The 26,831-nt window shown below is 65.8% G+C and carries 24 protein-coding genes; 6 read left to right on the forward strand and 18 right to left on the reverse strand.

Annotated features, from left to right (window positions below; genetic code table 11):
* Positions 1 to 5: 5 nt before the first annotated feature.
* The 8 genes from CGX12_RS11915 to pilM form a co-directional block, all read right to left on the reverse strand.
* On the reverse strand, positions 6 to 1,052 hold the full coding sequence (locus CGX12_RS11915) for an ATP-binding protein (RefSeq protein WP_094040102.1): 1,047 nt from the start codon (positions 1,050 to 1,052) through the stop codon (positions 6 to 8).
* The gene (aroB, locus tag CGX12_RS11920; RefSeq protein ID WP_094040103.1) at positions 1,049 to 2,131 is read right to left on the reverse strand and encodes a 3-dehydroquinate synthase; all 1,083 of its coding nucleotides are present in this window, start codon (positions 2,129 to 2,131) and stop codon (positions 1,049 to 1,051) included. The genes CGX12_RS11915 and aroB overlap by 4 nt, the downstream gene beginning before the upstream one ends.
* Before the next feature lie 14 nt (positions 2,132 to 2,145).
* Complete coding sequence (gene aroK / locus CGX12_RS11925) at positions 2,146 to 2,664, reverse strand: shikimate kinase AroK (protein ID WP_094040104.1); 519 nt, start codon at positions 2,662 to 2,664, stop codon at positions 2,146 to 2,148.
* 176 nt (positions 2,665 to 2,840) lie between these two features.
* Positions 2,841 to 4,979: a type IV pilus secretin PilQ gene (locus tag CGX12_RS11930; RefSeq protein WP_094040105.1), complete on the reverse strand. Its 2,139-nt coding sequence runs from the start codon at positions 4,977 to 4,979 to the stop codon at positions 2,841 to 2,843.
* A gap of 36 nt (positions 4,980 to 5,015) precedes the next feature.
* A complete protein-coding gene (locus CGX12_RS11935) occupies positions 5,016 to 5,528 on the reverse strand; it encodes a pilus assembly protein PilP (RefSeq protein WP_094040106.1) in 513 nt (170 codons plus the stop codon).
* Positions 5,525 to 6,106, reverse strand: coding sequence for a type IV pilus inner membrane component PilO (locus CGX12_RS11940; RefSeq protein WP_094040107.1), 582 nt, complete (start codon positions 6,104 to 6,106; stop codon positions 5,525 to 5,527). The genes CGX12_RS11935 and CGX12_RS11940 overlap by 4 nt, the downstream gene beginning before the upstream one ends.
* On the reverse strand, positions 6,103 to 6,663 hold the full coding sequence (locus tag CGX12_RS11945) for a PilN domain-containing protein (protein WP_094040108.1): 561 nt from the start codon (positions 6,661 to 6,663) through the stop codon (positions 6,103 to 6,105). Before CGX12_RS11945 ends, CGX12_RS11940 begins: the two co-directional genes overlap by 4 nt.
* A complete protein-coding gene (gene pilM, locus CGX12_RS11950; protein WP_094040125.1) occupies positions 6,651 to 7,673 on the reverse strand; it encodes a type IV pilus assembly protein PilM in 1,023 nt (340 codons plus the stop codon). The genes CGX12_RS11945 and pilM overlap by 13 nt, the downstream gene beginning before the upstream one ends.
* Before the next feature lie 200 nt (positions 7,674 to 7,873).
* Between pilM and CGX12_RS11955 the strand changes: the two genes are divergently transcribed.
* On the forward strand, positions 7,874 to 10,252 hold the full coding sequence (locus CGX12_RS11955; protein ID WP_094040109.1) for a penicillin-binding protein 1A: 2,379 nt from the start codon (positions 7,874 to 7,876) through the stop codon (positions 10,250 to 10,252).
* A gap of 62 nt (positions 10,253 to 10,314) precedes the next feature.
* Here the strand turns inward: CGX12_RS11955 and oxyR are convergent, their stop codons facing one another.
* From oxyR to CGX12_RS11985, 6 genes are all read right to left on the reverse strand, one after another.
* Positions 10,315 to 11,208, reverse strand: a complete 894-nt coding sequence (oxyR, locus tag CGX12_RS11960) for a DNA-binding transcriptional regulator OxyR (protein ID WP_094040110.1) — start codon at positions 11,206 to 11,208, stop codon at positions 10,315 to 10,317.
* Between the two features lie 71 nt (positions 11,209 to 11,279).
* Positions 11,280 to 12,728, reverse strand: a complete 1,449-nt coding sequence (locus CGX12_RS11965; protein WP_094040111.1) for a dihydrolipoyl dehydrogenase — start codon at positions 12,726 to 12,728, stop codon at positions 11,280 to 11,282.
* A 169-nt stretch (positions 12,729 to 12,897) separates the two neighbouring features.
* Positions 12,898 to 13,137, reverse strand: a complete 240-nt coding sequence (locus CGX12_RS11970; RefSeq protein ID WP_094040112.1) for an HP1242/YdcH family protein — start codon at positions 13,135 to 13,137, stop codon at positions 12,898 to 12,900.
* Between the two features lie 31 nt (positions 13,138 to 13,168).
* Positions 13,169 to 14,182, reverse strand: a complete 1,014-nt coding sequence (gene dusA, locus CGX12_RS11975) for a tRNA dihydrouridine(20/20a) synthase DusA (RefSeq protein ID WP_094040113.1) — start codon at positions 14,180 to 14,182, stop codon at positions 13,169 to 13,171.
* A 68-nt stretch (positions 14,183 to 14,250) separates the two neighbouring features.
* Positions 14,251 to 15,744 (reverse strand): GTPase family protein, encoded by a 1,494-nt coding sequence (locus CGX12_RS20335; RefSeq protein ID WP_094040114.1) that lies wholly within the window; start codon positions 15,742 to 15,744, stop codon positions 14,251 to 14,253.
* Positions 15,725 to 16,840, reverse strand: a complete 1,116-nt coding sequence (locus CGX12_RS11985) for a YcjF family protein (protein ID WP_094040115.1) — start codon at positions 16,838 to 16,840, stop codon at positions 15,725 to 15,727. The genes CGX12_RS20335 and CGX12_RS11985 overlap by 20 nt, the downstream gene beginning before the upstream one ends.
* A 92-nt stretch (positions 16,841 to 16,932) precedes the next feature.
* Between CGX12_RS11985 and zur the strand changes: the two genes are divergently transcribed.
* The 3 genes from zur (at position 16,933) to CGX12_RS12000 (ending at position 18,573) form a co-directional block, all read left to right on the forward strand.
* The gene (gene zur / locus CGX12_RS11990) at positions 16,933 to 17,382 is read left to right on the forward strand and encodes a zinc uptake transcriptional repressor Zur (protein ID WP_094040116.1); all 450 of its coding nucleotides are present in this window, start codon (positions 16,933 to 16,935) and stop codon (positions 17,380 to 17,382) included.
* A gap of 38 nt (positions 17,383 to 17,420) precedes the next feature.
* Positions 17,421 to 17,627: a hypothetical protein gene (locus CGX12_RS11995; protein ID WP_142995621.1), complete on the forward strand. Its 207-nt coding sequence runs from the start codon at positions 17,421 to 17,423 to the stop codon at positions 17,625 to 17,627.
* Between the two features lie 67 nt (positions 17,628 to 17,694).
* On the forward strand, positions 17,695 to 18,573 hold the full coding sequence (locus CGX12_RS12000; protein ID WP_094040118.1) for a bile acid:sodium symporter family protein: 879 nt from the start codon (positions 17,695 to 17,697) through the stop codon (positions 18,571 to 18,573).
* A gap of 89 nt (positions 18,574 to 18,662) precedes the next feature.
* Here the strand turns inward: CGX12_RS12000 and alr are convergent, their stop codons facing one another.
* Together alr and dnaB are read right to left on the reverse strand one after the other, a co-directional pair.
* Entirely contained in the window at positions 18,663 to 19,751 is a 1,089-nt protein-coding gene (gene alr / locus CGX12_RS12005; protein ID WP_094040119.1) for an alanine racemase, read from the reverse strand.
* A gap of 9 nt (positions 19,752 to 19,760) precedes the next feature.
* Positions 19,761 to 21,155, reverse strand: a complete 1,395-nt coding sequence (dnaB, locus tag CGX12_RS12010; protein ID WP_094040120.1) for a replicative DNA helicase — start codon at positions 21,153 to 21,155, stop codon at positions 19,761 to 19,763.
* Between the two features lie 289 nt (positions 21,156 to 21,444).
* Here dnaB and CGX12_RS12015 point away from each other — a divergent pair, with 289 nt between their 5' ends.
* The gene (locus CGX12_RS12015; RefSeq protein ID WP_094040121.1) at positions 21,445 to 22,293 is read left to right on the forward strand and encodes a Tim44 domain-containing protein; all 849 of its coding nucleotides are present in this window, start codon (positions 21,445 to 21,447) and stop codon (positions 22,291 to 22,293) included.
* Positions 22,294 to 22,436: 143 nt separating this feature from the next.
* Entirely contained in the window at positions 22,437 to 25,394 is a 2,958-nt protein-coding gene (locus CGX12_RS12020; protein WP_094040122.1) for a bifunctional diguanylate cyclase/phosphodiesterase, read from the forward strand.
* Positions 25,395 to 25,443: 49 nt separating this feature from the next.
* Here CGX12_RS12020 and CGX12_RS12025 read toward each other — a convergent pair whose 3' ends face one another.
* Both CGX12_RS12025 and CGX12_RS12030 read right to left on the reverse strand, forming a co-directional pair.
* Positions 25,444 to 26,574: a sodium ion-translocating decarboxylase subunit beta gene (locus CGX12_RS12025; RefSeq protein WP_094040123.1), complete on the reverse strand. Its 1,131-nt coding sequence runs from the start codon at positions 26,572 to 26,574 to the stop codon at positions 25,444 to 25,446.
* Between the two features lie 9 nt (positions 26,575 to 26,583).
* Positions 26,584 to 26,831, reverse strand: a 248-nt coding sequence (locus CGX12_RS12030; protein WP_094040124.1) for a biotin/lipoyl-containing protein, incomplete at its 5' end; no start/stop codon positions are given.

Here is a 26,831-nt window from a genome sequence, read left to right on the forward strand (position 1 = left end):
GGTCGTTACCCGGCTGATGCAGCGGCGCCAGGCTGAGGCTGGCCCTGCCCCCGCTGCATCAGCCGGGTAACGACCTCGTCCTCGATCACCACCCGCTCCTTGTCGCTGTCGTCCGGGGTTTCGGCAACCTTGGTGCTGATGTCGGGCGTGGCGGGCAAGGGTTCGGCCGGCCAGTCACGCACCGGCGCCTCGCCCGCCGGGGTCGGCCCGGTGTCGGCCTGTTCCTCGACGGGAGACAACGTCAGCGGCGCGGCCGGCGCCTCGGGCAGGGTTTCCTCCTGCGGCAACTGCGCCGGCTCGGGAGCGGCGCTGTCCCGCCCTCCTCCCAGCAGGCTGACGATAATGATCAGCAGCACCACCAGGATCAGGGAGGTCAGCAATATCTTGATTGTCTTCTGTTCCAACAGCTGCTGATAACCGGGTATTTTCATCTGCGGCTCCATCATGCCCGTGGCGTCACCGGGATAAAGGATATCGCTCGGTGCCTCGCGTGTCTCTTTATATCCCAGCGCCAGCCATAACGCCTGCTTGTCTTCCTCGGTGAGGGGCGGCACCTCCACTTCCAGCACCTGGCCGCCGGCCTCCTCATCGAGCAGCCGGCGGGTCTCCCCCGCCCATTGCTCGTCGCCCAGCAATACCATAAAGGGACGCGCTCCCGCGGGCAACTCCCGGTGCAGCCGGGCCAGCTCCAGCAACATATCCTCCGGCAGCCATTCGGCGTTGTCCACCACCAGCAGACGCTTGCCGGGACTGGCCGACAGCAACCGGGCCATCGAGGCCGGCAGGGGATCCTCCGCATCGAAGATACCGCCGGGAAACCAGGCCGTCAGCAGGGCATCTCGAAAACGGGCATTGGCATCGAGGGCATTGGCATCGAGCAGTACCGGCAGCAACAGCTCGCTGCCATCGACCAGCCTGGCCGCCAGGTGGGACTTGCCGGCGCCTTCGGGCCCGGAAAGCAGGATAAAATCGGTATCGAGGCGGGAAAGGTGCAGCAGCCGCGCCAGCAGCTGCTGCTGAGAGGAGAAGGAAAGGTCGACGGCCTCGGTCACGCTTGCCGTTCCGGCACCACCACCAAGGCCAGCTGTTGCTCGGTGACGTCGTCCACCACCCGGGCACGACCGATACCGAGCGGCAGCACCAGCCTGAGCTTGCCGGCCAGCACTTTCTTGTCGCGCAGCATGTGCGGCAGGTAATGTCCGATGTCCATCTCGGCGGGCCCCTGTACCGGCAGGTGGGCCTTGATCAGCAGGGCCTCGACCCGCGCCACCTCGTCATCGCTCATGTCGCCGCGCAGCCGGGCGGTGTGGCAGGCCTGCATGGTGCCGGCCGCCACCGCTTCTCCGTGCAGCCAGTTGCCGTACCCCATCTCCGCTTCGATGGCGTGGCCGAAGGTATGGCCCAGATTGAGCAGGGCCCGTACCCCGTGCTCCCGCTCGTCGCTGGCCACCATCTCCGCCTTGATCTCGCAGCAGCGGCGGATGGCGTAGGCCAGGGCGTCGGCCTCCAGCCGCTGCAGGCGCTGCAGGTTCTGCTCCAGCCAGGCGAAGAAGGCCGCATCCCAGATGATGCCGTACTTGATCACTTCCGCCAGGCCGGCGGCGAACTCGCGCTCGGGCAGGGTCTGCAGGCAGAGGGTGTCGATAAGCACCAGCTCCGGCTGGTAGAAGGCACCGATCATGTTCTTGCCGAGCGGGTGGTTGACCGCGGTCTTGCCGCCCACCGAGGAATCGACCTGGGCCAGCAGGGTGGTGGGCACCTGGATAAAGGGCACGCCGCGCTGGTAGCAGGCGGCGGCGAAACCGGTGAGATCGCCGACCACCCCGCCCCCCAGGGCGATCAGGGTGGTGTCCCGACCATGGTTGCCCGCGAGCAGCTTGCCCATCACCTGATTGAAGGTGTCCAGGGTCTTGTATTGCTCGCCGTCGGGCAACACCAGGCTGTCGACCTCGAGCGGCGCCAGCGCCTTGACCAGAAGATCCAGATAGAGCGGGGCGACCACCTCGTTGGTGAGCACCAGCACCTTCTTGCCCTTGACCGCGTCGCGCAGCAGCGAGGTCTCGGCCAGGCAGCCCTCGGCGATGATGATGGGGTAGCTGCGCTCCCCCAGATTGACGGTTAACCTTTCCATGGATCTCCTGCCCGTTACAGGCCGATCAGTTCAACTATTTGATTGGCAACCAATTTAGCACTCTGCTCGTCGGTGCGCACCACATAGTCGGCAATTTCCAGGTAGAGTTCGTTGCGCTCGGCGGCGAGGCGCTCCAGTACGTCCTGGGGCGGTTCCTCGGTCTGCAGCAGCGGACGGCGCTTGTCTTTCTGCACCCGGGCCAGCTGTTTCTCCACCGGCGTTTCCAGGTAGACCACTATGCCCCGGGCCGACAGCCGGTTGCGGCTTTCCTTGCTCTTGACCGAGCCGCCTCCGGTGGCCAGGACGATGCCCTGCAATTCGCTCAGGTCGTTGATCACCTTTTCTTCGCGCTGGCGGAAGCCTTCTTCACCCTCTACATCAAACACCCAGCTGATATCGGCACCGGTTCGACGCTCAATCTCCTGATCGGAGTCGTAGAAGTCCATATGCAGTTGTTGCGCCAGGTATTTACCGATGGTGCTCTTGCCCGCACCCATGGGCCCTACTAGGAAGATATTGCGTTTCTCAGCCATGTTACACGAAATTCTCACAAACAAATGCGCCCCACGAACACCGCAGGGTCGACGATGAACCTAACCTTAACGTTCTGAAATTGGACGCCGGATTATCGCAACTGCGCCGGACGCTGGCAAGGGCAACGCCGCTTTCGGGGTCAAACAGAGCCGAGCCAGCGGACCCGGCCCGACACTCAGATACTGTCGTGCACGATACGGGGGGTGACGAAGATAATCAACTCGCGCTTGCTGTTGTTGTCCCGGGTGGTCTTGAACAGGTTGCCCACCACCGGAATATCGCCCAGCACCGGCACCTTGGTCACGTTGCGGCTGATGTTCTGCTGGAAGATGCCCCCCAGCACCAGGGTTTCCCCGTCGTTGACCAGCACCTGGGTGGTGATCGACTGGGTGTTGATGGCCACCGCCTCCCCGCCCGTCGCCTGGGGAATACGCTCGCCGATGGTGTCCTGGGTGACTATCAGGTCCAGCACCACCCTGTTGTCGGGGGTGATCTGCGGCATGACCATAAGACTGAGCACGGCGTTCTTGAACTGTACCTGGGTGCCGCGTTCACTGGAAGAGGAAAAGGGGATCTGGGTGCCCTGCCTGATCAGGGCCGGCTTCTGGTTGGAGGTGGTCACCCTGGGGCTGGCGATGATCTCGGCCCGGTTTTCCCGCTCCAGGGCCGACAACTCCAGATCCAGGATACGGCCGCCGTCGAGCTTGGCTATCTGAAAGGCGATACTGCCCGCCGCCCCGGCCACCGGCAGGTTGACGTTGAGGGAGTTGTCGTTGGCGCCGGCGCGAAACCCCTCCAGGGTGCCGCTCACACTTTGCCGGTTGTGGCCCCCGCTGGTATCGTTGCTGTAGCCCCAACGCACCCCGAAAGCCTCCTCGAAACCATCGTCTATGGTCACCATTCGCGCTTCAATAACCACCTGTTTAACAGGGATATCAAGGATCTTCAGCAAGCCACGAATTTCGTCAATTTTATCCCTGGTATCGTTCACTATCAGGGTATTGGTTCGTTCATCCACGGATACGCTACCCCGCTCCGACAACATATAACCTGCCGCCCTTGTCGTTACAGTCAGCTCACTGGCCCCTCCATAACTACTAAGACTGGCTCTGTTCCCATCAGCCTCGCCGCCAACAGAAACTGACTCATCCTGACTGCTTAAAGTAGCTTTTTTCCCGCCAGGTCCCTCGCCGACCAGCAGCGCCCGGATATCGGCGGCCCTGGCGTAGTTTACCTGCAGGGGCTCGGTGACCAGGGGAGCCAGCACCTCCTGGGCCTGGCGGTTTTCCAGCTGCTGCCGCTCCTGGCCCGCCAGCTCCGCCGCCGGCGCCACCAGCAGGATATTGCCGTCCAGCCGCTTGTCGAGACCTCGCACCTGCAATATGGTGTCCAGCGCCTGCTCCCAGGGCACGCCGTCCAGGCGCAGGGTGATGTTGCCCTGCACCGAGTCGGTGGTAACCAGGTTGAAGTTGTTGAAGTCGGCGATCAGCTGCAGCACGGTGCGCACCGGAATATCCTGGAAGTTCATGGAAATGGGCTTGCCGGTATAGCGACGGCGTTCCTCCCCGGAACTCGCCGGCGCCGGCCTGGCCACCTCCAGCACGAACAGCCGCTCGGACTGATCGTAGCGGTAGTCGAAGGCCCCGTTGTTTTCCACCGTCACCAGGGCACTGCCGCCGTCGCGGCTGGTCCTGATCCGGCCGGCCGGGGTGGCGAAATCATTGACGTCCAGCACCCGCAGCAGTTCGTCGGCCACATGGGTGTTGTGAAACTTGGCGATCACTTGGTTGCCGCTGACCTGCATGTCCACGGCGGCGCTGGAGCGCTCGAGACTCACCAGTACCTGGCCCTGGCCTTCCCGTCCCCGGCGGAAATCGATGCCGGTGATGGCGTTGATGGCACCCGGCGGCAACGAGGCGCCGTCGCTGCCGGTGCCGCCGACCCCGGCGCCCAGCAGCAGTTGCAGGCGATTGCCCTCGGCCTGCAGCCGGTGGGGCTGCACCCGGTCGAAGCCCAGCGCCACCTCCAGGTTGGGCCCCACCCGGCGCACGTCCACCACATTGATCCCCTGCCGTTCTATGGGGATCGGGTTCTCCCGCAGGGCGGAGCGGGCATCGGGGATCTGCAGCACCAGCCGGTCCGGCTGGTGGCGCATCAGCTCGGTGACCCCGGACGGCGGCGCATCGAATTCCAGCTCCAGCACCAGTTGGTCCCCCGTCAGGGGATTGACTCTGATCTGCTCCAGGCTGACGGCGGCCCAGCCCCGTCCGCACAGCAGCAGGCCCAGGACCAGCCAGCCCAGCCGCTTCGTCATTCCCTGTCTCACCATAACGCACTCCTGCCGCTCTTATTATTGTGTTCTGGATAATGTCAGCCGGGTTTCCCGGCTGTCCCAACAGCCCTTGCCGTCGGAAATATACTCCTTCAGGGTCAGTTCATTGCCGGTGATGCCGACCACCTCGCCGTGGTTCAGGCCCAGGCGCTGTCCCATGCCAACCCTGTGGGTGATGCCGTCCTGGGTGCGGATCAGCGCCCATAGTCCCTGGCCATCGCCGAGGGTGCCCCTGAACGAGAGGTTGTCGAGCGAATACTGCTCCAGTTCGCCCCTGGAAGCTGGCAGTTGCGGCTGGGCGCAGGCCGTTGCCGCGGCCTGGGGCGACGCCGGCCGTTCCGGTTGCGGCTCGACAAAAGGACTGCGCTGGGATCCGGGGCGGTAGGCTTCGGGCACATAGTCGTTCATCTCGGGCAGGGGATCCGGCGGCACGGCCGGCCGGGCCTTCACCTCAGCCACATAGCGGTTCAGATCGCTGTCGTCGATGCAGGCCGTCAGCAGCAGCACCCCCAGCAGACAAAACCTCCTCATGGCGCCTCCGCCTTGTTGTACTTGTAGGTCTTGGCCAGCATGCTCATGTTCAGCCCGCCGCCGCTGCGGGACAGGGTGAAGCTGTCGATGATGACGATGCGGGGCAGCGCCGCCACATCGGCCACGAAGTGGCCGAGCTGGTGGTAGTCGCCGCTGACCACGATGCGCATCGGCAACTCGGTGGAAAACTCGCCGCGCTTCTCCGGCTCCCAGTTGATGCGCTCCAGGTGAAGGCCGTTATCGGTGGCGATAAAGCTGATGTCGTCGAGCAGGCCGGCAATCTCCAGGCTGTTGGGCAACTTGCGCAACTGGGTCTCCAGCTGTTTTTGCAACGCCGCCAGTTGTTCCTGGTAGGCCGGCAGCCCCGCCGCCTGGCGGGCCTTTTCCTCGAAGGCGGCCCTGAGCTGCTGCTCCTGGGCCCGGGTCCGATCCAGCCGGGCCAGGCTGTCCTTGATAAAGAAATAGCCGACGGCCCCGGCCAGCAGGGCGCACACCAGAAGGATGGCGATAACCTTGGCCGCCCTGGGCCACTGGCCGATGTTGTCGAAGTCCAGTTCATTGACCTGCTGCCAGTTCATCGCGTCACCCCCGCCGTGGCGTCAGCGATCCTGAACAGCATGGAGAACTGGCTCAGGGCGATGGGCCGGGTGTCGCTGGCAAAAATGGAGCTGACCCTGGGCTCCGTCAGCCAGCCGCTGTCTTCTATCTGGCGGATCATGCTGGCCACCCGGGTATAGGCTTCGGTCTTGCCCACCACGTCGATGCTGCTGCCGGCCACATTGACCGAACTCAGGTAAACACCGGGCGGCACCAGCTCGGGCAACTGGTTGAACAGCCGCACAGAAAGGTTGCGCCTTTGCTGAAAGCTCTCGATCAGCAGCATCCGTTCCAGCAACTGGGTCCGCTGGGTCTTGATATGACGGATCTCGCCCAGCACCAGGTCCAGCCTGGCCGTTTCGGTCTGCAGCAACTGGTTGCGCTCCTGTTGCCGTGCGATCTGTTGGTGCACCCAGCTGTTGACCGCCAGCATCACCGCCACCGTCACCACGCAAGCCAGGGTCAGCCAGATCAGAAACTGTTTTTTCTGCCCGGCCCGGACCGCGTCCCGCCAGGGCAGCAGGTTTATATTGGACATGAGGTGAAACTCCTCAGTGCCAGCCCCAGGGCCGTCATGTAGCTGGCCGCATCGGGGCAGGAGGCAGCGCGCCCCTCGAACAGGCGGTCGAAGTCCGGCCGCAACACCGGCATGCTCAGCTCCTGCTCCAGCACCTTGGCCAGCTCCGGCAAGCAACTGCCGCCACCGCTGAGGAAGAGAGCGGAGGGCGGCTTGTGGCCCGAACTGCTGCAGAACAGCTGGATGTTGCGGCGAATATGCTGCAACACCGTGGTGATGTGCTGCTGCTCGGTGTCGTGACGCAGCGCCTCGGGCAGGGTGCTGGCTATCTTGGCCTGTTCGACGCTCTCTTCCGGCATCTCGGTGAGCTTGCAGAGTTCCCGGGTGAAGTGGGCGCCGCCGAAGTTCTGCAACCGACTGTGGATCACCTCGCCCTCTTCAATGACCGCAAAGGTCAGGCACTCGGCCCCGATATCCACCAGCGCCAGCATTCTGGCATGGGTATTGTCAGCGGCCAGGCAGGCATTGACCGCCCGGGCCAGGGCATGCACGCCGATATCCACCACCCGGGTATGCCAGCCCGCCTGCTGCAGGGCGCTCAGCCGGGTGCTGATGGTTTCGGTGCGGGCGGCGCTGAGCAGGATGTTTTCCCGCTCGGGATGGTTGGCACTCACCCCCAGGCTTTCGTAGTCCAGGCTGATCTCGTCCAGCGGAAAGGGAATGTGCTGCTCGGCTTCTATCAGTACCTGGTTTTCCAGCTCTTCCGCAGACAGGTTGCGCGGCACCAGTATCACCTTGGTGATGACGCTGCTGCCGGTGACGGCGGTGGCGGCGTTGTCACAGCGGCAGTTGAGCTGGCGCCGCAGCTGGCGCAGCGCCATCACCACCTGGGCCACGTCCTGCAACTGGTGATCGACGATGCTGCCCCGGGGCGTGGGCACCCTGGCCAGGGCCTCCAGCTGGTAATGGCCCGGCTTGCCCCTGAGCACCACGGCCTTGATGCTGCACACCCCGAAATCGATTCCCACCATCCACTGGAAGTCCCTGCTTCTGCTCAGGCTCAACATAGGCATCCGTGCGCTTGTTGTTATAGGTCCCTGTAAGGATAGACGGACTGCGCCAAGTCGATGAAATGATTGCGGTACAAAAACAAAGCGCTCGAACAAGGGTGGCGACACAGGATATACTTGAGCGCTGTTGGTTAAAAAATGATTTATCGGGTCCTCATTCAATGCTCAAGTGGCTCTCTCGCCTGTTTTTATTCGGCCTTTTCCTGACGATCAGCGCCCTGGTCGCCCTCTTCGTGCTGTATCAGCAGATCAGAACGGAACTGCCGGATGTTTCCACCCTCAAGGACGTGCGCCTGGAAACCCCCATGCGTGTCTTCAGCCAGGACGGCGAGCTGATTTCCCAGTACGGGGAGCAAAGGCGCACTCCCATCGCCGTGGCCGAGATGCCGCCATTGCTGATCGACGCCTTCCTCGCCACCGAGGACGCCCGTTTCTACGAGCATCCGGGCATCGATCCCATCGGCATCAGCCGGGCGGCGGTGGTCTGGCTGAGCACCGGTGAAAAACGCCAGGGCGCCAGCACCATCACCCAGCAGGTGGCCAGGAACTTCTTCCTGAGCCGGGAAAAAACCGTGATCCGCAAGGTAAAGGAGATCTTCCTCGCCCTGCATATCGAAACCCTGCTGACTAAGGACGAGATCCTCGAGCTCTACCTCAACAAGATCCCCCTGGGCCACCGTTCCCACGGGGTCGCCGCCGCGGCCCAGGTTTACTACGGCAAGAGCGTGCATGAGCTGACCCTGGCGGAAATGGCGATGATCGCCGGCCTGCCCCAGGCGCCCTCGGTGCTCAACCCGATCAGCAATCCCCGCCGCGCCGGCGAACGCCGGGCCGTGGTGCTGGGACGGATGCTGGACACCGGCAAGATCAGCCGCTCCCAGTATGAAGACGCCATGGCCGCGCCGGTGGCGGCCCGCTACCACGGTGCCGAAATCACCCTCAATGCCCCCTATCTGGCGGAGATGGCGCACCAGTTCGCGCTGGCCATGTTCGGCGAGGAAACCTACACCCGGGGGCTGAACGTCTACACCACTGTGCAGTCGGACGAGCAACGGGCCGCCAACGAGGCGCTGGTCAACGGCCTGCTGGCCTATGATCTGCGCCACGGTTACCGCGGACCGGCCGACACCCTGTGGCAGGGCAATGCCTGGGAAGGAGAGCAAATCCGCCAGCACCTCGAGGAGCAGCCCTCCTACTGGCCGCTGCAGCCCGCAGTGGTCACCGCCGTGGCCGAGCGCGAGGCCACCGTCATCGTCAAGGGCAAGGGCGAAATCCGGCTCGACTGGGATGGCCTCAAGTGGGCGCGCCCTTACATCTCCGACAGCCGCCAGGGCAATGCCCCGCGCCGCGCCGGCGACATCCTCAAGGCCGGCGAACAAGTTTGGGTACGCCCCCAGGGCGAGGGCTGGATGCTGGCCCAGTTGCCGGAGATCAACGGCGCCCTGGTGGCGCTGGAGCCCGCCAGCGGCGCCGTCACCGCCCTGGTCGGCGGCTTCAACTTCACCCTCAACAAGTTCAACCGCTCCGAGCAGGCGGCACGGCAGATGGGCTCCAACATCAAGCCCTTTATCTACTCCGCCGCGCTGGACAATGGCTTCACCCTGGCCAGCATGGTCAACGACGCCCCCATCAACCACTGGGACGCCGGCAGCGGCAGCTCCTGGCGGCCGCGCAACTCCCCCAACGTCTACGACGGCCCCATCCGGGTGCGTGAAGCCCTGGCCAGATCCAAGAACGTGGTCTCCATCCGCCTGCTGCGCGAGACCGGCATTCCGACTACCATGCAGCGGCTGAACGACTTCGGCTTCAATACCGCCAGCATCCCGGCCACCGAGAGCCTGGCGCTGGGCTCCCCCTCGGCCACCCCGCTGGAGATGGTCACCGGTTACGCCACCTTCGCCAACGGTGGTCTCAAGGTCACCCCCTTCGTGGTGCAGCGTATCGAGGACGCCCAGGGCCAGGTGCTGTACCAGGCCCAGCCCGGCAGCCAGCGGGTGATCAGCGAAGAGAACGCCTTCCTGATCACCGAGGCCCTGAGCTCCGCCATCTGGGGCGGCAACAGTGCCGGGCGGCGGTGGAACGGCACCGGCTGGCGCGCCGGCCGGGCACTGGAGCGCAAGGATATCGCCGGCAAGACCGGCACCACCAACGATTCCCGCGATGCCTGGTTTTCCGGATATGCCCCCGCCCGGGTGGCCACCGCCTGGGTCGGCTTCGACGACTTCGGCCGTCCCCTGGGCCGAACCGCCCACAACCCCAACCTGGGCGCGGATCAGGTGACCGGTGGCGAGTTCGGCGGCAGCGCCGCCCTGCCCATCTGGATCGACTATATGAAGGTCGCGCTCCAGGAACATCCGGAACAACAGCGGCGGGTACCGGAAAACCTGGTGACCGTGACCATCGACAGCGGCAGCGGCCTGCGGGCCGATGGCCAGGGCCTGGCGGAATACTTCGTGCAAGGCACCGAGCCCAGGCGCTACGGCCGGGCCGGCAACAGCCAGCAATTCGGCGGCACCAGCATTACCGACGAGCTGTTCTGAGCAGCGCGGGCCAGAAAGCAAAGGGGCCGGAGTATGACTCCGGCCCCTTTTTTGATGCCCGCCTACAGCAGCTCCTTGACCAGCTTGCCGATGACCTTGGCCATCTCGTTGAAGCAGGGCCGGCGCACCGAATGGATGCGGTACAGCAGGGCGATGGTACGGCTGGGCTCGGGATCCGTCACCGGCAGGTAGCTGACGCCCAGGCCGCCGTTATGGGAGCCGATGGCGAGCCGGGGGATCAGGGTCAGCCCCGAGCCCGCCGCCACCATGTTGCGCAGGGTTTCCAGGCTGGTGGCCTGGAAGTGGGTATCCTCGCCGATGCCGGCCGCGAAGCAGAAGCCCAGGGCCTGATCCCGCAGGCAGTGGCCGTCTTCCAGCATCAGCAGTTTTTCACCTTTCAGCTCCCCCAGGCTGATCCGCGCCCGCCCGGCCCAGGGATGCTCCGCCGGCAGGGCCAGCATCATCGGCTCCTCGTACAGCGGCAGGGCACCGAAGCTGTCCATGTTGTCGAGTTGGGCCAGGATCAGGCAGTCCAGTTCTCCGTCCGCCAGCTGTTTCAGCAGCGTCTGGGTCTGGGCCTCGTACAGGTAGATATGCAGTTCGGGAAAGTGCCGCTTGAGGGCGGGAATAATATGGGGCAGCAGATAGGGGCCCACCGTCGGGATCAGCCCGATATGCAGCTCCCCCGACATGGGTTCGGTGAAGGTGCGGGCGATATCCCTGAGCTCCTTGGTGGCCGCCAGCACCCGCCGGGCCTGGGCGGTAATGGCCTCCCCCGCCGGGGTGAACAGCACCTTGCGGGAAGTGCGCTCCATCAGCAGCACCCCCAGTTCGTCCTCCAGCTTGCGCAGCTGGCCGCTCAGGGTGGGCTGGCTGACGAAGCATTTTTCCGCCGCCTTGCGGAAATGACGCTCCTCGGCCAGGGCCACCAGGTATTCGAGATCCCTTAAATTCACGCTTTCACCGTTATTCGTCACTTTTGGGGAGCAATAGTCACCCATCCGGCGGCAAATAGGAAGGTCCGGCCTCAGTCCCCTACCCCGCACTCCATGCAGCGATCGCCGAGGGCAGGCCCCAGATGCAGCCTGGCATGGAGATCGCGCAGGGCGGTTCTCAGCCCTTCCTCCACCACCGGGTGATAGAAGGGCATGGCGAGCATCTGGGCCACCGTCATCCGGCTCTGGTGCGCCCAGGCCAGCAGGTGTGCCAGGTGCTCGGCTTCCGGGGCCATCATCTCGGCGCCGAGAAAGAGGCCGCTGCCCTGCTCGCCATAGACGCGCAACAGCCCCTGGTGACGCAGCATGACCCGGCTGCGGCCCTGATCCTCGAAGGCGGCCCGGCCGATGGCGAAGCAGTCGCAGCCGCCGTAGCGCCGTTCCAGCTCGCGGTAATCGGCGCCCACCATGGCCAGTTGGGGATCGGTAAACACCACCGACAGCCGGCTGTGGCGCAGGCCGGCCCGCACCTCGGGAAAGCGGCCCGCATTGTCACCGGCGATGCGCCCCTGGTCGTTGGCCTCGTGCAGCAGCGGCAGCTGGTTGCTGGCGTCGCCGGCCACGAAGATGTGGGGCAGGCTGGTCTGCAGGGTATAGGGATCGGCCAGCGGCACGCCCCTGTCGTCCAGCGCCATGCCGAGCCGCTCCAGCCCCAGGCCGTCCACATTGGGCCGGCGACCGGTGGCGGCGAGCACATAATCCACCCGGATCCGCTGGTTCACTCCCTCGGCATCGAGAAAGTCGATCTCCACCCCCTGCCCCTGCCGCTCCATGCGGCCGATCCGGGCATCCGCGTCCAGAAAAAACGCTTTCCGCAAGCACCCGGCGGCGTAGCCCATGACCTCGGGATCGGTCAGGGGGCCGACCTGGCCGCCCATGCCGAACATCCAGCTTTTCACCCCCAACCGGTGCAGGGCCTGGCCCAGCTCCAGACCGATGACGCCCGGACCGAACACCGCCACCGAGCCGGGCAGTTGTTGCCACTCGAACACTTCGTCGCTGACCACCAGACGGTCGCCAAGCCGCCGCCAGTCGGCGGGAAAGGACGGCCGGGAGCCGGTGGCGATCACCAGGGCATCGGCCTCGATACGGGTGTGATCGTCCACCATCAGGCTGTGTGCGTCCACGAAGCGGGCGCGCCCCCGCAGCCGGAGTTCAACGGGAATGGACTCGACCGAAGCATTCACCAGCCCCACGAAGCGATCCCGTTCGTCCCTGACCCTGGCCATCACCTCCCGGCCGCGGATCTGCACCTGCCCCGGGTGGATGCCGAAGGTCGGGGCCCGCTCCAGCTGGTGGGCGCAGTCGGCGGCGGCAATCAGCAGCTTGGAGGGCATGCAGCCGACCCGGGCGCAGGTGGTGCCGTAAGCGCCTCCCTCGATCAGTACCACCTCCTGCCGGTGGGCGCGGGCGGCACGCCAGGCGGCGAGGCCGGCGGTACCGGCGCCGATGATGGCGACCCGGGTCTTGATCACGTTCATGGCGGCTCTCCATGGGGCTGGATGAGAAAAGGGGCTTGCGCCCCTTATATTAGCTTATGCTAAATGCTCTGCCAGTTCGTCGCTGCCGTCGAGACCAGAAAATGGAATTGACAGGCAGGGACCATTAAAAAGCGGAAAGGAGCCCACACCGACACCTTTCCGCGCTCGCTTACCCCTGGCCGTTGAGCAGCCGCTTGTAGATTTGATCCTTCAGCCGCAGTCGCTGCATCTTCAGCTCTTCGAAGTGTTCGTCCGCCACCGGCATGTTCCGGGACTCCAGCCCCGCTATCTGGTGGTCCAGCTTGTGATACTCGTTTGCCATCCGGGCGAACTCCGCATCCTGCTGTTTCAACTCGTCTATCTTGTCCACGTACTCCGGAAATTCGATGGTCAAGGCGTGGTTTCCCATGGGCTTGGCTCCTTTGTTGGCTGAGGATGCCTTAACTATAGTCGACCACGGCCTCCGGTACCTTGGCCAGGGCCGCCTCCACCACCTCGGTGCCGGCGCCGGGCCTGTGGGCGTTCTCGCTCAGGTGGCGGCGCCAGGCCCGGGCCCCGGGCAGCCCCTGGAAAATGCCCAGGGTATGGCGGGTGATGTTGCCGAGATAGGTGCCCCGGCCCAGCTCCCGCTCGATGTAGGGCAGCAGGTTGCGGATCACCTGGTGGCGGCTGGGGACCTCGCGGCCGTCGTTGAACAGGGCCGCGTCCACCTCTGCCAGCAGGTAGGGGTTCTGGTACACCTCGCGGCCGAGCATGACGCCGTCCAGGTGTTCGAGGTGCACCCTGGCCTCGTCCAGGCTCTTGATGCCGCCGTTGATGGCGATGGTCAAGCCGGGGTAGTCCCGCTTGAGCCGGTAGACTCGCTCGTAGTCGAGGGGGGGGATCTCCCGGTTTTCCCGCGGGCTCAGCCCCTTCAGCCAGGCCTTGCGTGCGTGCACTATCAGGCTGTCGGTGCCCGCCTCGATCAGCCGCTCCACCAGGGTGCAAAGAAAACCGTAGCTGTCCTGCTCGTCGATGCCGATGCGGGTCTTCACCGTGACCGGTATGGCCACCTCGGCCTTCATCGCCGCCACGCACTCGGCCACCAGGGCCGGCTCGGCCATCAGGCAGGCGCCGAACATGCCGTTTTGCACCCGATCCGAGGGGCAGCCCACGTTGAGGTTGAGTTCGTCGTAGCCGCGCTGCTCGGCCAACACCGCGCACCGGGCCAGGGCCGCCGGATCGCTGCCGCCCAGCTGCAGCACCAGGGGATGCTCCTCGGAACTGAACGCCAGGTAGTCGCCCTTGCCGTGCAGTATGGCGCCGGTGGTGACCATCTCGGTATAGAGCTGGGCATGGCGGCTCATCAGCCGGTGGAAATAGCGGCAGTGGCGGTCGGTCCAGTCGAGCATGGGGGCGACGGAGAAGCGGCCGCTGGCAAAGGAGGAGGTTCGGGTCGGGGAGTCTTGCGTCATGGGCACCGGTCGTCAGTACAAAAATTAAGCGGCGGAGTATAGCGCAAAACCGCGCCCATGGGGAGGCCTCAGCCGTCCCGGTACAGGCCCCACATCTGCCGGCCCAGGCGGCGCAAGCGGGCCAGCTGCTCGTTGAGGGCTGGATTTGAAGCCCCCTGCCGGCGGCGGCCAAGCTGGGTCTGGATGGCGTCGTCGTGGGCGGCGCTCAGCCGCTCCAGCAGGGCCTCCAGCCCTTGCGGCGGTTGTCCCGGCGCCAGGCTCAAAGCCAGGGCCGCGTCCGCGCCCAGCAATTCGCGATTGTAGTCCAGCGCCTCCCGGATGGTCGCGGCCTTGGCCGGACCCCCGGGCGGGGCCGCGACCGGGGGCAGCAAATCCACCTGGTTGACCAGGGCCAGCAGGGCCGGCGCCCGGCGGCCACGCTGCTCGGGCCGGGCGAGATGGGCGTCGAACGCCTGCTTCAGGGCCAGATCCGCCTGCCGGGCCGGCTGGTTGGCCTTCAGCAGCCAGAGCACCAGATCGCTGTCCGCCATCTGCCGTACCAGCCAGTCCTCGCTCGCCTCCGGGGTGGCGATGCCGGGGGTGTCGACCAGGTGCAGTAGCGGGATCCCCTCCAGTTGATAACGGTAGACCCGCTTGCGCGCGGTGCTGGGCAGGGCGCTCACCTCCGCCACCGTGCGCCCGAGCAGAGCGTTGATCAGGGATGACTTGCCCGCGTTGGGCTGGCCCACCAGCAGCACCCGCAGCGGGGCCGGGCCGTCGGCCAGATCCCGCTCGTCTTCCGCCAGGCGGGGATCCGGCGGCAGCTCCCGCTCGGCAAGCCGGAAGCGGCCGCCGTAGAGATCGATGGCCACCGCCGCCACCTCCGCCAGCAGGGCCTGCTTGAGCTGCAATTGCAGCTGCTCGCTCATGCCCTCGAACAGCTCGCCCAGTATCCGATCCCGGCCTGCCGCCACCCAGCCCTCGGGGGTCAGCAGCCGCAACCAGCGGTAGGCGTCGTACCAGCGCCTGGCGGCGCGCAACCGGTCCCGCTGCCGGTAGAGGCCATGCAGCCGGTCCAGCCGCAGCTGCTCCACATAGGGCACATGCTCCAGCAGGAAGCGGCGATAGCGCCGGCTCACCTCCTCGGTCAGCAGCAGCAGCTCGGGCAGGGTGAAGGCCAGCTCGGCCTCCCTGTCCGCGGGGTGATAATCGGCCGCCACCTGGCGGAACAGGGCCAGGCCGTGTTCCCGCAGCCTCGCCCATTCCGGCTCCCGGGCCAGCCGCTCCCGCCCCAAAGCCAGGGCCCGCTGCCAGATTTCCCGCTCGAAGGCCGACCACTGGCCATCCGGCTCGGGCTGCCAGTCCGCCAGGGCCGGCAGCGGTTTCCGGCGTAGCAGCAGCAGAGGCAGGCAGGCCAGCAGCAGCAACAGCAAGAACCAGCCCCAGGCGCCGCGTTCGAACAGGTAGAGCGCGCCCAGCAGGCTGAGCACTACTACCGGCAGGGCGCCGCCCAGCAGCAGCCACCAGGGCAGGCCGGGCAACTGCCTGCGCAGCAGCCGGAAACTAGTGACGATGGGTTTCATGTTCGGCCGTGCTCCTGATGTCCTGCATCGCCTGATCGAAGCTGGCCCTGATGTCGCCGGCCACCACCTCCTCGCCCCGGCTCAGGTGATACAGGTACTTGCAGGCGGCCCGCCCCAGGGCATAGGTGGTGGCAAAACTCATGGCGGCGGCGGTGGTGGCCCCCAGGGTCTGGCCATAAACGGGAATGAACTTGATCAGCTGGCGTACGCCCAGGCGGGACAGGTAGTGGAGCGCGAAGCCGCCGCCCAGGGCGGCGGCGAACTCGGCGAAGCGCCGCCGGTCCCACTCCAGGCCGTAGTGGGCCGCCAGGCTGTGCAGCAGCTTGCCCTGGATGCCGGGCACCGCCACCAGGCCCACCGCCGGCAGGGCGTCGCAGGCGCCGGCGGCGCCCGCGTACCAGAGCAGTTCCCGGCGCAACAGGGCGAAGTTGTGCTGCTCCCGATCCCGGTGCTGGCGGTGCTCGAGCAGCTGCCGCGCTATCGGCAGCACATCGGCCAGTTGCGCCAGCAAGGCCTCGAGGCCGAACGCCTCGCCCTGGGCCGGCAGATCCAGCTCGACCCGGGACAGGGGCTGTCCCCAGGCCTGCTCCAGCAACTGCTGATGCCGGGCCACCGCCTGCCCGCGCTGGCGGGGATCACCCACCAGCCCGAGGCCGGTGTGCACCGCCAGCAACTGGCCGATGCCACCCTGGCGACGGATGTCCGCCAGGGCCTTGAGCAGGGCGCCTTGCTCGGGGTCGTCGGCCCGCACCAGCGCCAGCAGCGCATGGCTGCGGCCCTGGCAGGCACGGATGTCCTCCGCCGGATCGTAACCCGCCTCGCCCAGGCCACGGGTGTCGAGAAAACGCAGCACCGGCCGGGCGGCGGGGAAATCGTAGCCAGCGGCGGTACGGGTACAGGGACGAAAGCCGTTGCCGATCTCGACCGCGCTGTCGCCGGTCAGGGCCCGGATCAGGGAAGACTTGCCCGCCCCCGTCTTGCCCAGCAGCCAGAGGGTGGGCAACTGCGTCTGGCGGGCCCGGAAGGCCGGGCTCAGCGCCGGATTGGGCTCCGGCGACAGGGCGGCGTAGAGGCGTTTGAACAGATCCCCGGTCATATGGCTCCTCGCTGACTTTGCGTCCGGTCGCAGCCAAGGCGGCCGCGCCTGTGCTAAGATGCCCGCAAAGAACTTCAGGATATCCGTTTTCTATGACCGTGCAACGCCAGTTGGAGCAAGCCGAACGTTTATGCGCGCAGCGCGGGGTGCGCTTTACCCCCACCCGCCGCCATGTGTTTACCCTGATGGCCGAACACAAGGGCGCGGTCAGCGCCTATGAACTGCTGGATCGGCTCAAGGAGCTGGAGCCCAGCGCCAAGCCCCCCACCGTCTACCGGGCCCTGGACTTTCTGTTGTCCCAGGGCTTCGTGCACAAGGTGGAATCCCTCAACGCCTTCCTGTTCTGCGATCACTTCGCCGAACACCATCCCATGCAGCTGCTGATCTGCGATCGGTGCGGCCTGGTCATCGAGCTGCACGACGAGGCCATCAACCAGGCCTTCCGCCAGCAGGCCGAGCTGCACGGCTTCGCCATCACCAGCCAGTCCATCGAGGCCCACGGCCGCTGCCGTTCATGCCGGGCGGAAACCGCCGCCAGCTGATATAGTTTAGGCATCCGGATCCGCCGAGGGGATGGAACATGGCTGCCTTGCTCAAAGGGTTGTTGCTGCTGGTGCTGGTTTTGCTGCTGCTGAGCGAGGTGAAGCTGAGTACCTCGCTATACAAGTACGAAGACAACCAGGTTGAAATCACCTTTCCCAGCTGGCGCGCCGAAGCTCCCTGGTATTACCTGAAGTGGAACCCGGCCAAGGAGGAATTTATCCACCGCCGCGGCCCGGGAAGCTGATCGGGATCAGAATGGGGGAATACTACTATGGTAGTATTCCCCCATTCTTTATTTCCGGTACTCCACCATGGCCGAGCTGCTGACCACCCTGTTTCTGCCCCTGATGCTGGCGCTGATGACGCTGGTAATGGGCATGACCCTGGAACCCCGCCACTTCACCCGCCTGTTGCGAATGCCGACTCCGCTGCTGCTGGGCCTGGGGATGCAATGGCTATTGCTGCCGCTGCTGGCCTGGCTGCTGATCTGGGCCCTGGCGCTGCCGCCACTGATCGCCGCCGCCGTCATCCTGGTGGCCGCCGCCCCCGGCGGGGCCACCTCCAACATGTTCAGCTTCCTGGCCGAGGGCGACACCGCCCTGTCGGTCAGTCTGACCGCCTTCGTCGGCCTGCTGGCGCCTTTCTGGATGCCGCTGGCGGTGGCCACCCAGTTGCACTGGCTGGGCCAGGGCGGCAGTGAGCTGGCCCTGCCCCTGGGCAGCACCATGGCCCAGTTGGCGCTGATCTGCATAGTGCCGGTGCTGGTCGGCATGGCCATTCGGGGACGATACCGGCGCTGGGTCGAGTGCCACCAGCCGAGGCTGAAGCAGGGGGTGAGCTTTTTATTTATGCTGGTGCTGCTGGCGCTGGTAGCGCGCAACCTCAAGCAACTACCCTCCCTGTTCAGCACCGCGGCACTGGCCATGCTGCTGCTGTGCAGCCTGGCCCTGGCCTGCGGCTACCTGGTCGCCCGCCTGGCCCAGTGTCCGGAGGCGAGCTGCCGCAGCCTGGCCTTCGAGGTGGGCATCCAGAACGGCGCCACCGCCATACTGGTGGCCTACACCCAGCTCGGCTCGGACGCCCTGGCGATGCTGGCCCTGCTCTACGGCATCCTGATGAACATCCCCGCCCTGGCGCTGCTGGCCTGGTTCCGCCGCCGGGGACGGATGGCGGTGCTGAGCGCACGATAAACGACAAGGCCGGTCCCTTGCGGGACCGGCCTTGTCTCAGCTTGAGGACAACGTCGTCTGTGCCACAGGCATGGCCTGGCCGTCCATTATCAACCGATATATTCCAGCCTGGGCCGGGCGGTCATACGGGTGACCAGTTCGTAGGCGATGGTGCCCACATGGCGGGCCACCTCTTCCGCCGCCAGGCCCTGGCCCCACAGCAGCACCTCGTCGCCTACCTTGTCGGTGGCGTCCGGCCCCAGATCGATGGTGGCCATGTCCATGGACACCCGGCCCGCCAGGGGCACCCGCCGGCCGTTCACCAGCACCGGGGTGCCGGGAGGCGCCATGCGCGGGTAGCCGTCGCCGTAGCCCACCGCGATGACCCCGATGCGGGTATCCCGCGGGCTGACCCAGGAGCCGGCATAGCCCACCGGCTCGCCGGCCTTGTGCTCGCGCACCGCGATCAGGGTGGTGGTGAAGTCCATCGCCGGACGCAGGCCGAAGTCGCTGCCCTGCCGGTCGCCGAAGGGGGTAATGCCGTACAGCATGATGCCCGGGCGGACATAGTCGGCATGGGCCTCGGGAAAGGCGATGACGCCGGCGGAGTTGCACAGGGCGGTGGCCTTCACCCGGCCCTTGGTCACCTGCTGGAAGCGGGCGATCTGGGCCTCGGTCACGGCACGCTGCTCCGGCTCGTCGGCCCGGGCGAAGTGGGTCATGGCGTTGACCGGCTGCAGCACGGCGGCCACCTGCGCCAGGCGGGCGAATACCTCGTCGGCCTGCTCGGGGGTGAAGCCCACCCGGTGCATGCCCGAGTCGATCTTCACCCAGACGGTGACCGGCCTGGCCAGGGGCGTGCGCTCCAGGGCCTCGAGCTGGGCAAACTGGTGAATGCAGATGTGAAAGTCGTGCCGGGCCGCGTATTCCAGCTGGGCGACGTTGAAAAAACCTTCCAGCAGCAGTATCGGCTGGCGGATACCGCCGGCCCGCAGCTTTTGCGCTTCCTCGAAGCGGGCCACCGCGAACAGCTCGGCCTCGTCCTTGAGGGCGGCGGCCACCGTCAGGTCGCCATGGCCGTAGGCATTGGCCTTGACCACGGCGATGGCCCTGGCACCCGGGGCCAGCTGTTTGGCTACCCGCAGATTGTGCCTGACCGCCTCCAGATTGATGCGGGCCACAGCCCCTCTTGCATCCATCTTTGCTCCTTAATAATCATCATCGAAATCCGGTCCGGCGTAGTTGTCGAAGCGGGAAAACTGCCCCTGGAACGTCAGCCGCACCTTGCCTATGGGTCCGTTACGCTGCTTGCCGATGATGATTTCCGCGATGCCCTTGTCCGGGCTGTCGTCGTGGTAGACCTCGTCCCGGTAGATAAACATGATAAGGTCGGCGTCCTGCTCGATGGAGCCCGACTCCCGCAGATCCGAGTTCACCGGCCGCTTGTCGGCGCGCTGCTCCAGGCTGCGGTTGAGCTGGGACAGGGCCACCACCGGCACCTGCAGCTCCTTGGCCAGGGCCTTGAGCGAGCGAGAGATCTCGGCGATTTCGAGGGTCCGGTTGTCGGACAGGCTGGGTACCGTCATCAATTGCAGGTAGTCCACCATGATCATGCTGATGCCGCCGTGCTCGCGCGCCACGCGCCGGGCGCGGGAACGGACTTCGGTCGGCGTCAGGCCGGAAGAGTCGTCGATATAGAGCTGCCCTTTTTCCAGCAGCATGCCCATGGTCGAGGACAATCTGGCCCAGTCTTCATCATCCAGCTGCCCGGTGCGTATGCGGGTCTGATCGATACGCCCCAGGGAGGCAAGCATCCGCATAATAATCTGCTCCGAAGGCATCTCCAAGGAGAAAATGAGCACAGGTTTGTCGTTTGTTAGTGCAGCATGCTCGCAAAGATTCATTGCAAAAGTGGTTTTACCCATAGAGGGTCGGGCCGCCACTATAATCAGGTCCGAAGACTGTAGTCCGGCAGTTTTTTTATCTAGATCCGTGTATCCGGTGGACACCCCGGTAATGCCCTGGTGGGGATTCTTGAACAGATCTTCTATGCGATCTATGGTCTTTTCGAGCAGCACCCTGAGCGGCTGGGGCCCGTCGTTGGCGCTGGTGCGGCTCTCGGCGATCTTGAACACCTTGGTCTCGGCCAGGTCCAGCAGATCGGCGGAGCTACGCCCCTGGGGATCGAAGCCGGCCTCGGCGATCTCGTTGGCCACCGAGATCATCTCCCGCACCACGGCCCGCTCGCGCACTATGTCCGCATAGGCGCCGATGTTGGCGGCGCTGGGGGTGTTCTTGGCGATCTCCACCAGGTAGGAGAAGCCACCCACCGCCTCAAGCGCCTCGTGCCGCTCCAGCTCTTCCTGTACCGTGATCAGATCGATAGGCTGCCCGGCCTGACTCAGCCGCTGCATGGCCTGGAAGATCAGCCGGTGCGGCCGGCTGTAGAAGTCCGGCTCCGACACCTTCTCCGCCACCCTGTCCCAGGCGTTGTTGTCCAGCAGCAGACCGCCCAGCACGGATTGCTCCGCTTCGAAGGAATGAGGCGGCATCTTGAGCTGGGCCACGGCCTTGTCGGTCTTGGCGGCGGTCTTTTCGGTCATCGGTGTACTCTCGGTTTGCCAAAAGGCCATTATCGGGATTTTCGGCGGGCTCCGAAAGCCCCTTGGCACCGAGCCGCGGCCAGCCCGCCCCAAGCCGGTCTCGGGCGAACCCGTGATCGGGCCAGACATGAAAGCAAGCGGCAAGGCGCCCGATGGCCGTGATACCCCCTGCGGCAGGGGATATCACGGCGTGCCGCCCGACCAGGCCGGTCTGCTGCCATAATCACCAGTTGACATAACATGTCCCTGCTTTAGGATGTTGCTTGTCTGTAACCCAAGGAAACCCTGTATGCGTAAACTTCTTACCCTGTTTACCCTGATCTTCGCGGTCGGCCTTACCGCCACCGCCTTCGACGCCGAAGCCCGCAAGCTCGGCGGCGGCAGTCGTTCCGTCGGCAAGTCCTACCAGACGGCCCCCAGCCAGCCGGCCCAGCAGAACGTCAACCGCACCAATACCAACCAGAGCCAGCAGCAACAACCCAAGAAATCCGGCCTGATGGGCGGCCTGCTCGGCGGCCTGCTGGCCGGCGGCCTGTTCGCCTGGCTACTCGGCTCCGGCGCCTTCGAAGGCTTCCAGTTTATGGATTTCCTGCTGATCGCGGGCCTGGCCTTCGGCGCCGTCATGCTGTTCCGTGCCCTGCGCGGCAGCAAGGCCCAGCCGCGCCAGCCGGCCTATAACGGTCCCCAGCGGTTCGAGGCGCCACAGCCGGCCCCCGTCGCCGGTGCCGCTTCCGGTTTTGCCGCCAGCGAGGTGCCCTTCAGCCTGCCTCCCGGCTTCGACATGCAGGCCTTCCTGCAGGGTGCCCGCGAGCACTACCGCACCCTGCAACAGGCCTGGAACCAGAACGATCTGGAGAAGATCCGCGAATACGTCTCCCCCGAGCTGTTCGCCGAGCTGAGCCAGCAACGCGCCAGGCTCGATGGCGACCAGCACACCGAGGTGATGTTCGTGGACGCCGAGCTGGTGCGCGCCGACCACACCTCCTACCAGGCCCAGGTCAGCATCAAGTTCAGCGGCCGCTACCGGGACAGCCACGAAGGCGTGGAGCAGGACATCAAGGAAATCTGGCACCTGGAGCGCGATCTCACCCAGGCCAACGCCCCCTGGCTGGTCGTGGGCCTGGAAGACCAGGACTGAGTGACCAGATAACACCCCCGAAGGGCCGCCAAAAGCGGCCCTTTTCGATCCATGCTGTCGGCGTCGAATAAATCGCCATTTATCTTTATATGAAAATAAATTACTGTGTAGCCAGACTGTAAACATCATGTTGTGGCTATTCCGTGACTGCATCCTGCTCTTCGCTCACCACCGGCCAGGCGGCCGTTCAGAACCTGCTGCTGGCCGGCGGCTATGCCGGCCTCGGCTTCCTGTGCCTCAGCCACCCCTTTGCCGGCACCCACATCAGCCTGATCTGGGCGCCGGCGGGGCTGGCCTTCGCCGCGCTGTTGCGCTGGGGGCCACGGCTGTGCCCCGGGCTCTGGCTGGGCGCCTTCGCCGTCAACTTCCTGGCCGATCTGTCCGCCCCCATGGCCGTTGGCATCGCCTGCGGCAACACCTTCTTCCCCTGGCTGGGGAGCCGGCTGCTGCACCGCTGCGGGATGCACTGCCGCCTGGACCGGCGCCAGGATCTGCTGGCCTTCCTGGCGATCGCCGTGGTGGCGACCAGCTCGCTGACCGCCCTGAACGGGGCCGGCCATCTCTGGCTGGCCGGCAAGCTCCCCGCCGAGCGCTGGCTCAATGGCTGGCTGTACTGGTGGCTGGGCGATGCCATCGGCACCCTGATCGTCGCCGTGCCCCTGCTCACCTTCTCCTGGCGCCGCGACCTGCCGGCCCTGAAAGGCTGGCGCCTGCTGGAAACCGGCGTCCTGCTGTCCCTGCTGCTGGCCCTGGCCTTCCTGCTGTTCTTTTCCGAGCGCCGGATAGCCCTGCCCCTGACCGCCTCCCCCCTGCTGTTCCTCCCTTTCCTGCTGCTCAGCTGGATCGCCATTCGCGCCGGCCTGGGCCCCGCCTCCCTGGCGGCCCTCCTGGTCTCGGTCATCGCCGCCATCGGCACCCTGGATGGCCTGGGTGGCTTCAGCCTGGGCAGCCCCCACCAGAACCTGCTGATGTTGTGGAGCTACATGGCAACCCTGTCGGTGATCACCATGGTGATCACCGTGCTGCTCAACGAGCTGACCACCAGCCGACAGCACCTGGAGCTGGCGGTCAGCGGCGCCGATCAGGGTACCTGGGAGTGGGATCTGCTGCAGGATCGCCTGCAGCTGCGCCTGCCCTGGCAGGAGCGGCGCCGGATCCTCAGCCTGGGCCAGTTGTACCAGCTGGTCCATCCGGATGACCGGCGCCGGCTGACGAGCGCCCTGGAGCAGCACCTGGACGCCGGCCAGCCCACCTTCTACTGCGAGTTCCGCCTGCGCCGCCCGCTCCGGCAATGGCGCTGGATCATGGCCAAGGGCAGCCTGTTCAACCGGGACAACCGGCAGCGGCCGACCCGCATGGCCGGCATGCTGGCCGACATCACCCCCCGCAAGCAGGACGAAGAACGCCTGCGGCTCTCTGCCAGCGTCTTCGCCCATGCCCGGGAGGCCATCATGATCACCGATGCCGATTTTCGCATCCTGGACACCAACGATGCCTTCACCCGCCTGACCGGCTATCCCAGGCAGGAAGTGCTGGGCCGCCACCCCGACAGCCTGCAACCGGCGGCGGAGAGTCTTTATACGGCTCTCTGGCCGCAGCTGAAGAGGAACGGCTACTGGCGAGGCGAAATCGACAACAGGCGCAGGGACGGCAGCCGCTATACCGAGCAGGTCACCGTCTCCGCCGTGCTGTCGGCCGCCGGCACCGCCAGCCATTATGTCGCCATCTCTTCCGACGTGACCCAGTTGCGGGAGCAGCAGCAGGCACTGGAGCACCTGGCCCACTACGACAGCCTGACCGGCCTGCCCAATCGTACCCGGTTGCGCCTGCTCATGGACCAGGCCATGGCCGACGTGCGCCGGCGCCATCGATGGCTGGCCATCTGCTACCTGGATCTGGACGGCTTCAAACCGATCAACGACAGGTTCGGCCACGCCGCCGGCGATCGCCTGCTGGTGATGGTGGCCGAACGGCTCAAACAGCAACTGTCCGGCAGGGACAGCCTGGCACGGCTCGGCGGCGACGAGTTCATCCTGCTGCTCGAGCTGGACGAGTGCCGGGGCTGGCAGCCGGCCATCGAACGGGTGCTGCAACTGCTCTGCGACCCCTTCCCGCTGGCGGAGCAGCGGGCCCAGTTGTCCGCCAGCATCGGCGTCGTGCTGTATCCGGAAGACGGCGAGGATGCCGACGGCCTGATCCGCCAGGCCGATCAGGCCATGTACCGGGCCAAGCAGGCCGGCCGCAACCGCTATTGTCGCTTCGACGGCGAACTCGAGCGCCAGGACCGGCTGCGCCGGCAGCGGCAGCAAGAGGTGGCGCAATCCCTGGCCGAAGGCCGCTTCCTGCTGCACTACCAGCCCAAAATCGAGCTGCACAGCGGCCATGTGATCGGGGCCGAAGCCTTGCTGCGCTGGCAGCAGCCGGACGGCCGGCTGCTTACCCCGCCGCAATTCCTGCCCCAGATTGAGAATACCCCGCTCGACATCCAGCTGGGTAACTGGGTACTGGCGGAAGCCGTCGGCCAGCTCCGCCGCTGGCAACGGCAGGGCGCCGACTTCCGCCTCAGCGTCAATATCTCCCCCTGCCAGTTGCAGGATCCCGATTTCGTGCCTTACCTGGAGCGGCTGCTGGAGGGCGACAGCGGAACGGTGGCGGCCCGGCTGGAGCTGGAAATTCTCGAAACCGCGGCGATCAGCAACCTGGAGCAGATCACCGCCATCATCCACCGCTGCCATCGGCTGGGGCTGCGCATCGCCCTGGACGACTTCGGTACCGGCTATTCCTCCCTCACCTACCTGAAGCAGTTGCCGGCCGATGTGCTGAAGATAGACAAGAGCTTCGTCATCGACATGCTGGACAACCCCGAGGACAGGGCCATAGTGCAGGCCATCATCGGCCTGGCGCGGGCCTTCGAACGCGAGGTGGTGGCGGAAGGCGTGGAGTCGGTGGCGCACGGCGACATGCTGCTCGCCCTGGGCTGCGCCCGGGGCCAGGGCTTCGGCATCGCCCGTCCCATGGCCGCCGGGGCGTTCGAGCACTGGCTGCAACAATACCGCCCCCGGCCCTACCGCCGGCAGCCGGCCCCGTCGCCAGGCCCATAATGCAAAAGGCGCCCGCAGGCGCCTTGTCTATTCCGGATAAGCGGTCGGCTCAGCCAACCAGGGCCAGCAGCACGCCGGCCGCCACCGCCGAGCCCAGCACGCCGGCCACGTTGGGCCCCATGGCGTGCATCAGCAGGAAGTTCTGGTTGTTGGCCTCCAGGCCGACCTTGTTGACCACCCGGGCCGCCATGGGCACCGCCGACACCCCGGCCGCCCCGATCAGCGGGTTGACCTTGCCGCCGGAGAGCTTGCACATCAGCTTGGCCATCAGCACGCCGCCGGCGGTGCCGATGCCAAAGGCCACGGCGCCCAGCGCCAGTATGCCCAGGGTGTCCAGGGTCAGGAACTTGTCCGCCGACAGCTTGGAGCCTACCGCCAGCCCGAGGAAGATGGTGACGATGTTGATCAGCTCGTTCTGGGCGGTCTTGGACAAGCGATCCACCACCCCGGATTCCTTCATCAGGTTGCCCAGGCAGAACATCCCGATCAGCGGCGCCGCCGACGGCAGGAAGAGGATGGTCAGGGCCAGCACCATCAACGGGAAAAATACCTTCTCCCGCTTGCTGACGTGGCGCAGCTGATCCATCTTGATCGCCCGCTCTTCCTTGGTGGTGAGCAGCTTCATGATCGGCGGCTGGATAATGGGCACCAGCGCCATATAGGAATAGGCCGCCACCGCGATGGCCCCCAGCAGATCCGGCGCCAGTTTGGACGCCAGGAAGATGGCGGTCGGGCCGTCCGCCCCCCCGATGATGGCGATGGCCGAGGCATCCGCCAGGGTGAAGTTGAACCCGGGCAGGAAGTTCAGGGCGATGGCGCCGAACAGGGTGGCGAAGATGCCGAACTGGGCCGCCGCCCCCAGCAACAGGGTCTTGGGGTTGGCGATCAGGGCGCCGAAGTCGGTCATGGCCCCCACCCCCATGAAGATCAGCAGGGGGAAGATGCCGCTGCCGATGCCCACCTCGTACACGTAGTACAGCAGGCCGCCCGGCTCGGCCATGCCCGCGTTGGGGATGTTGGCCAGCACGCCGCCGAAGCCGATGGGCAGCAACAGCAGGGGCTCGAAGCCCCTGGCGATGGCGAGATAGATAAGGCCCAGACAGACCGCTATCATCACCAGCTGTTTCCAGTGGAAGTTGGCCAGGCCGGTTTCCTGCCACAGTGTCAGTAAAGACTCCATGTCCGCTCCTTAAGCCAGGCTGACCAGGGGATCGCCGACAGACACCGAGTCCCCTTCCTTGACCAGCACATCCACGATCTGACCGGCCCGGGCGGCACGCACCTCGGTTTCCATCTTCATGGCTTCCATGATCATCAGCAATTCGCCTTCGGCCACCTGGGCGCCCTTCTTGGCCACCACCTTGAAGATATTGCCGGCCAGGGGGGCGGGCACCGGCTCGCCGCTGCCCGCCGCAGCGACGGGGGCCGCTGCCGCAA

Origin of the sequence: Zobellella denitrificans (genome assembly GCF_002237365.1) — a bacterium.
Lineage (GTDB): Bacteria > Pseudomonadota > Gammaproteobacteria > Enterobacterales > Aeromonadaceae > Oceanimonas > Oceanimonas denitrificans.

Excerpts from the sequence above, each read along its gene's own strand:
- CGX12_RS11940 (WP_094040107.1), bottom strand. The coding sequence starts at position 6,106 with ATGAACTGGCAGCAGGTCAATGAACTGGACTTCGACAACATCGGCCAG.
- CGX12_RS11945 (WP_094040108.1), bottom strand. The coding sequence starts at position 6,663 with ATGTCCAATATAAACCTGCTGCCCTGGCGGGACGCGGTCCGGGCCGGG.
- CGX12_RS11995 (WP_142995621.1), top strand. The coding sequence starts at position 17,421 with ATGGCTGCCTTGCTCAAAGGGTTGTTGCTGCTGGTGCTGGTTTTGCTG.
- CGX12_RS11930 (WP_094040105.1), bottom strand. The coding sequence starts at position 4,979 with ATGACGAAGCGGCTGGGCTGGCTGGTCCTGGGCCTGCTGCTGTGCGGA.
- CGX12_RS12000 (WP_094040118.1), top strand. The coding sequence starts at position 17,695 with ATGGCCGAGCTGCTGACCACCCTGTTTCTGCCCCTGATGCTGGCGCTG.
- pilM (WP_094040125.1), bottom strand. The coding sequence starts at position 7,673 with ATGGTGGGAATCGATTTCGGGGTGTGCAGCATCAAGGCCGTGGTGCTC.
- aroK (WP_094040104.1), bottom strand. The coding sequence starts at position 2,664 with ATGGCTGAGAAACGCAATATCTTCCTAGTAGGGCCCATGGGTGCGGGC.
- CGX12_RS20335 (WP_094040114.1), bottom strand. The coding sequence starts at position 15,744 with ATGAAACCCATCGTCACTAGTTTCCGGCTGCTGCGCAGGCAGTTGCCC.
- CGX12_RS12015 (WP_094040121.1), top strand. The coding sequence starts at position 21,445 with ATGCGTAAACTTCTTACCCTGTTTACCCTGATCTTCGCGGTCGGCCTT.
- CGX12_RS11935 (WP_094040106.1), bottom strand. The coding sequence starts at position 5,528 with ATGAGGAGGTTTTGTCTGCTGGGGGTGCTGCTGCTGACGGCCTGCATC.
- CGX12_RS11985 (WP_094040115.1), bottom strand. The coding sequence starts at position 16,840 with ATGACCGGGGATCTGTTCAAACGCCTCTACGCCGCCCTGTCGCCGGAG.
- dnaB (WP_094040120.1), bottom strand. The coding sequence starts at position 21,155 with ATGACCGAAAAGACCGCCGCCAAGACCGACAAGGCCGTGGCCCAGCTC.
- dusA (WP_094040113.1), bottom strand. The coding sequence starts at position 14,182 with ATGACGCAAGACTCCCCGACCCGAACCTCCTCCTTTGCCAGCGGCCGC.
- CGX12_RS11970 (WP_094040112.1), bottom strand. The coding sequence starts at position 13,137 with ATGGGAAACCACGCCTTGACCATCGAATTTCCGGAGTACGTGGACAAG.
- CGX12_RS12025 (WP_094040123.1), bottom strand. The coding sequence starts at position 26,574 with ATGGAGTCTTTACTGACACTGTGGCAGGAAACCGGCCTGGCCAACTTC.
- CGX12_RS11955 (WP_094040109.1), top strand. The coding sequence starts at position 7,874 with ATGCTCAAGTGGCTCTCTCGCCTGTTTTTATTCGGCCTTTTCCTGACG.
- CGX12_RS11965 (WP_094040111.1), bottom strand. The coding sequence starts at position 12,728 with ATGAACGTGATCAAGACCCGGGTCGCCATCATCGGCGCCGGTACCGCC.
- zur (WP_094040116.1), top strand. The coding sequence starts at position 16,933 with ATGACCGTGCAACGCCAGTTGGAGCAAGCCGAACGTTTATGCGCGCAG.
- aroB (WP_094040103.1), bottom strand. The coding sequence starts at position 2,131 with ATGGAAAGGTTAACCGTCAATCTGGGGGAGCGCAGCTACCCCATCATC.
- alr (WP_094040119.1), bottom strand. The coding sequence starts at position 19,751 with ATGGATGCAAGAGGGGCTGTGGCCCGCATCAATCTGGAGGCGGTCAGG.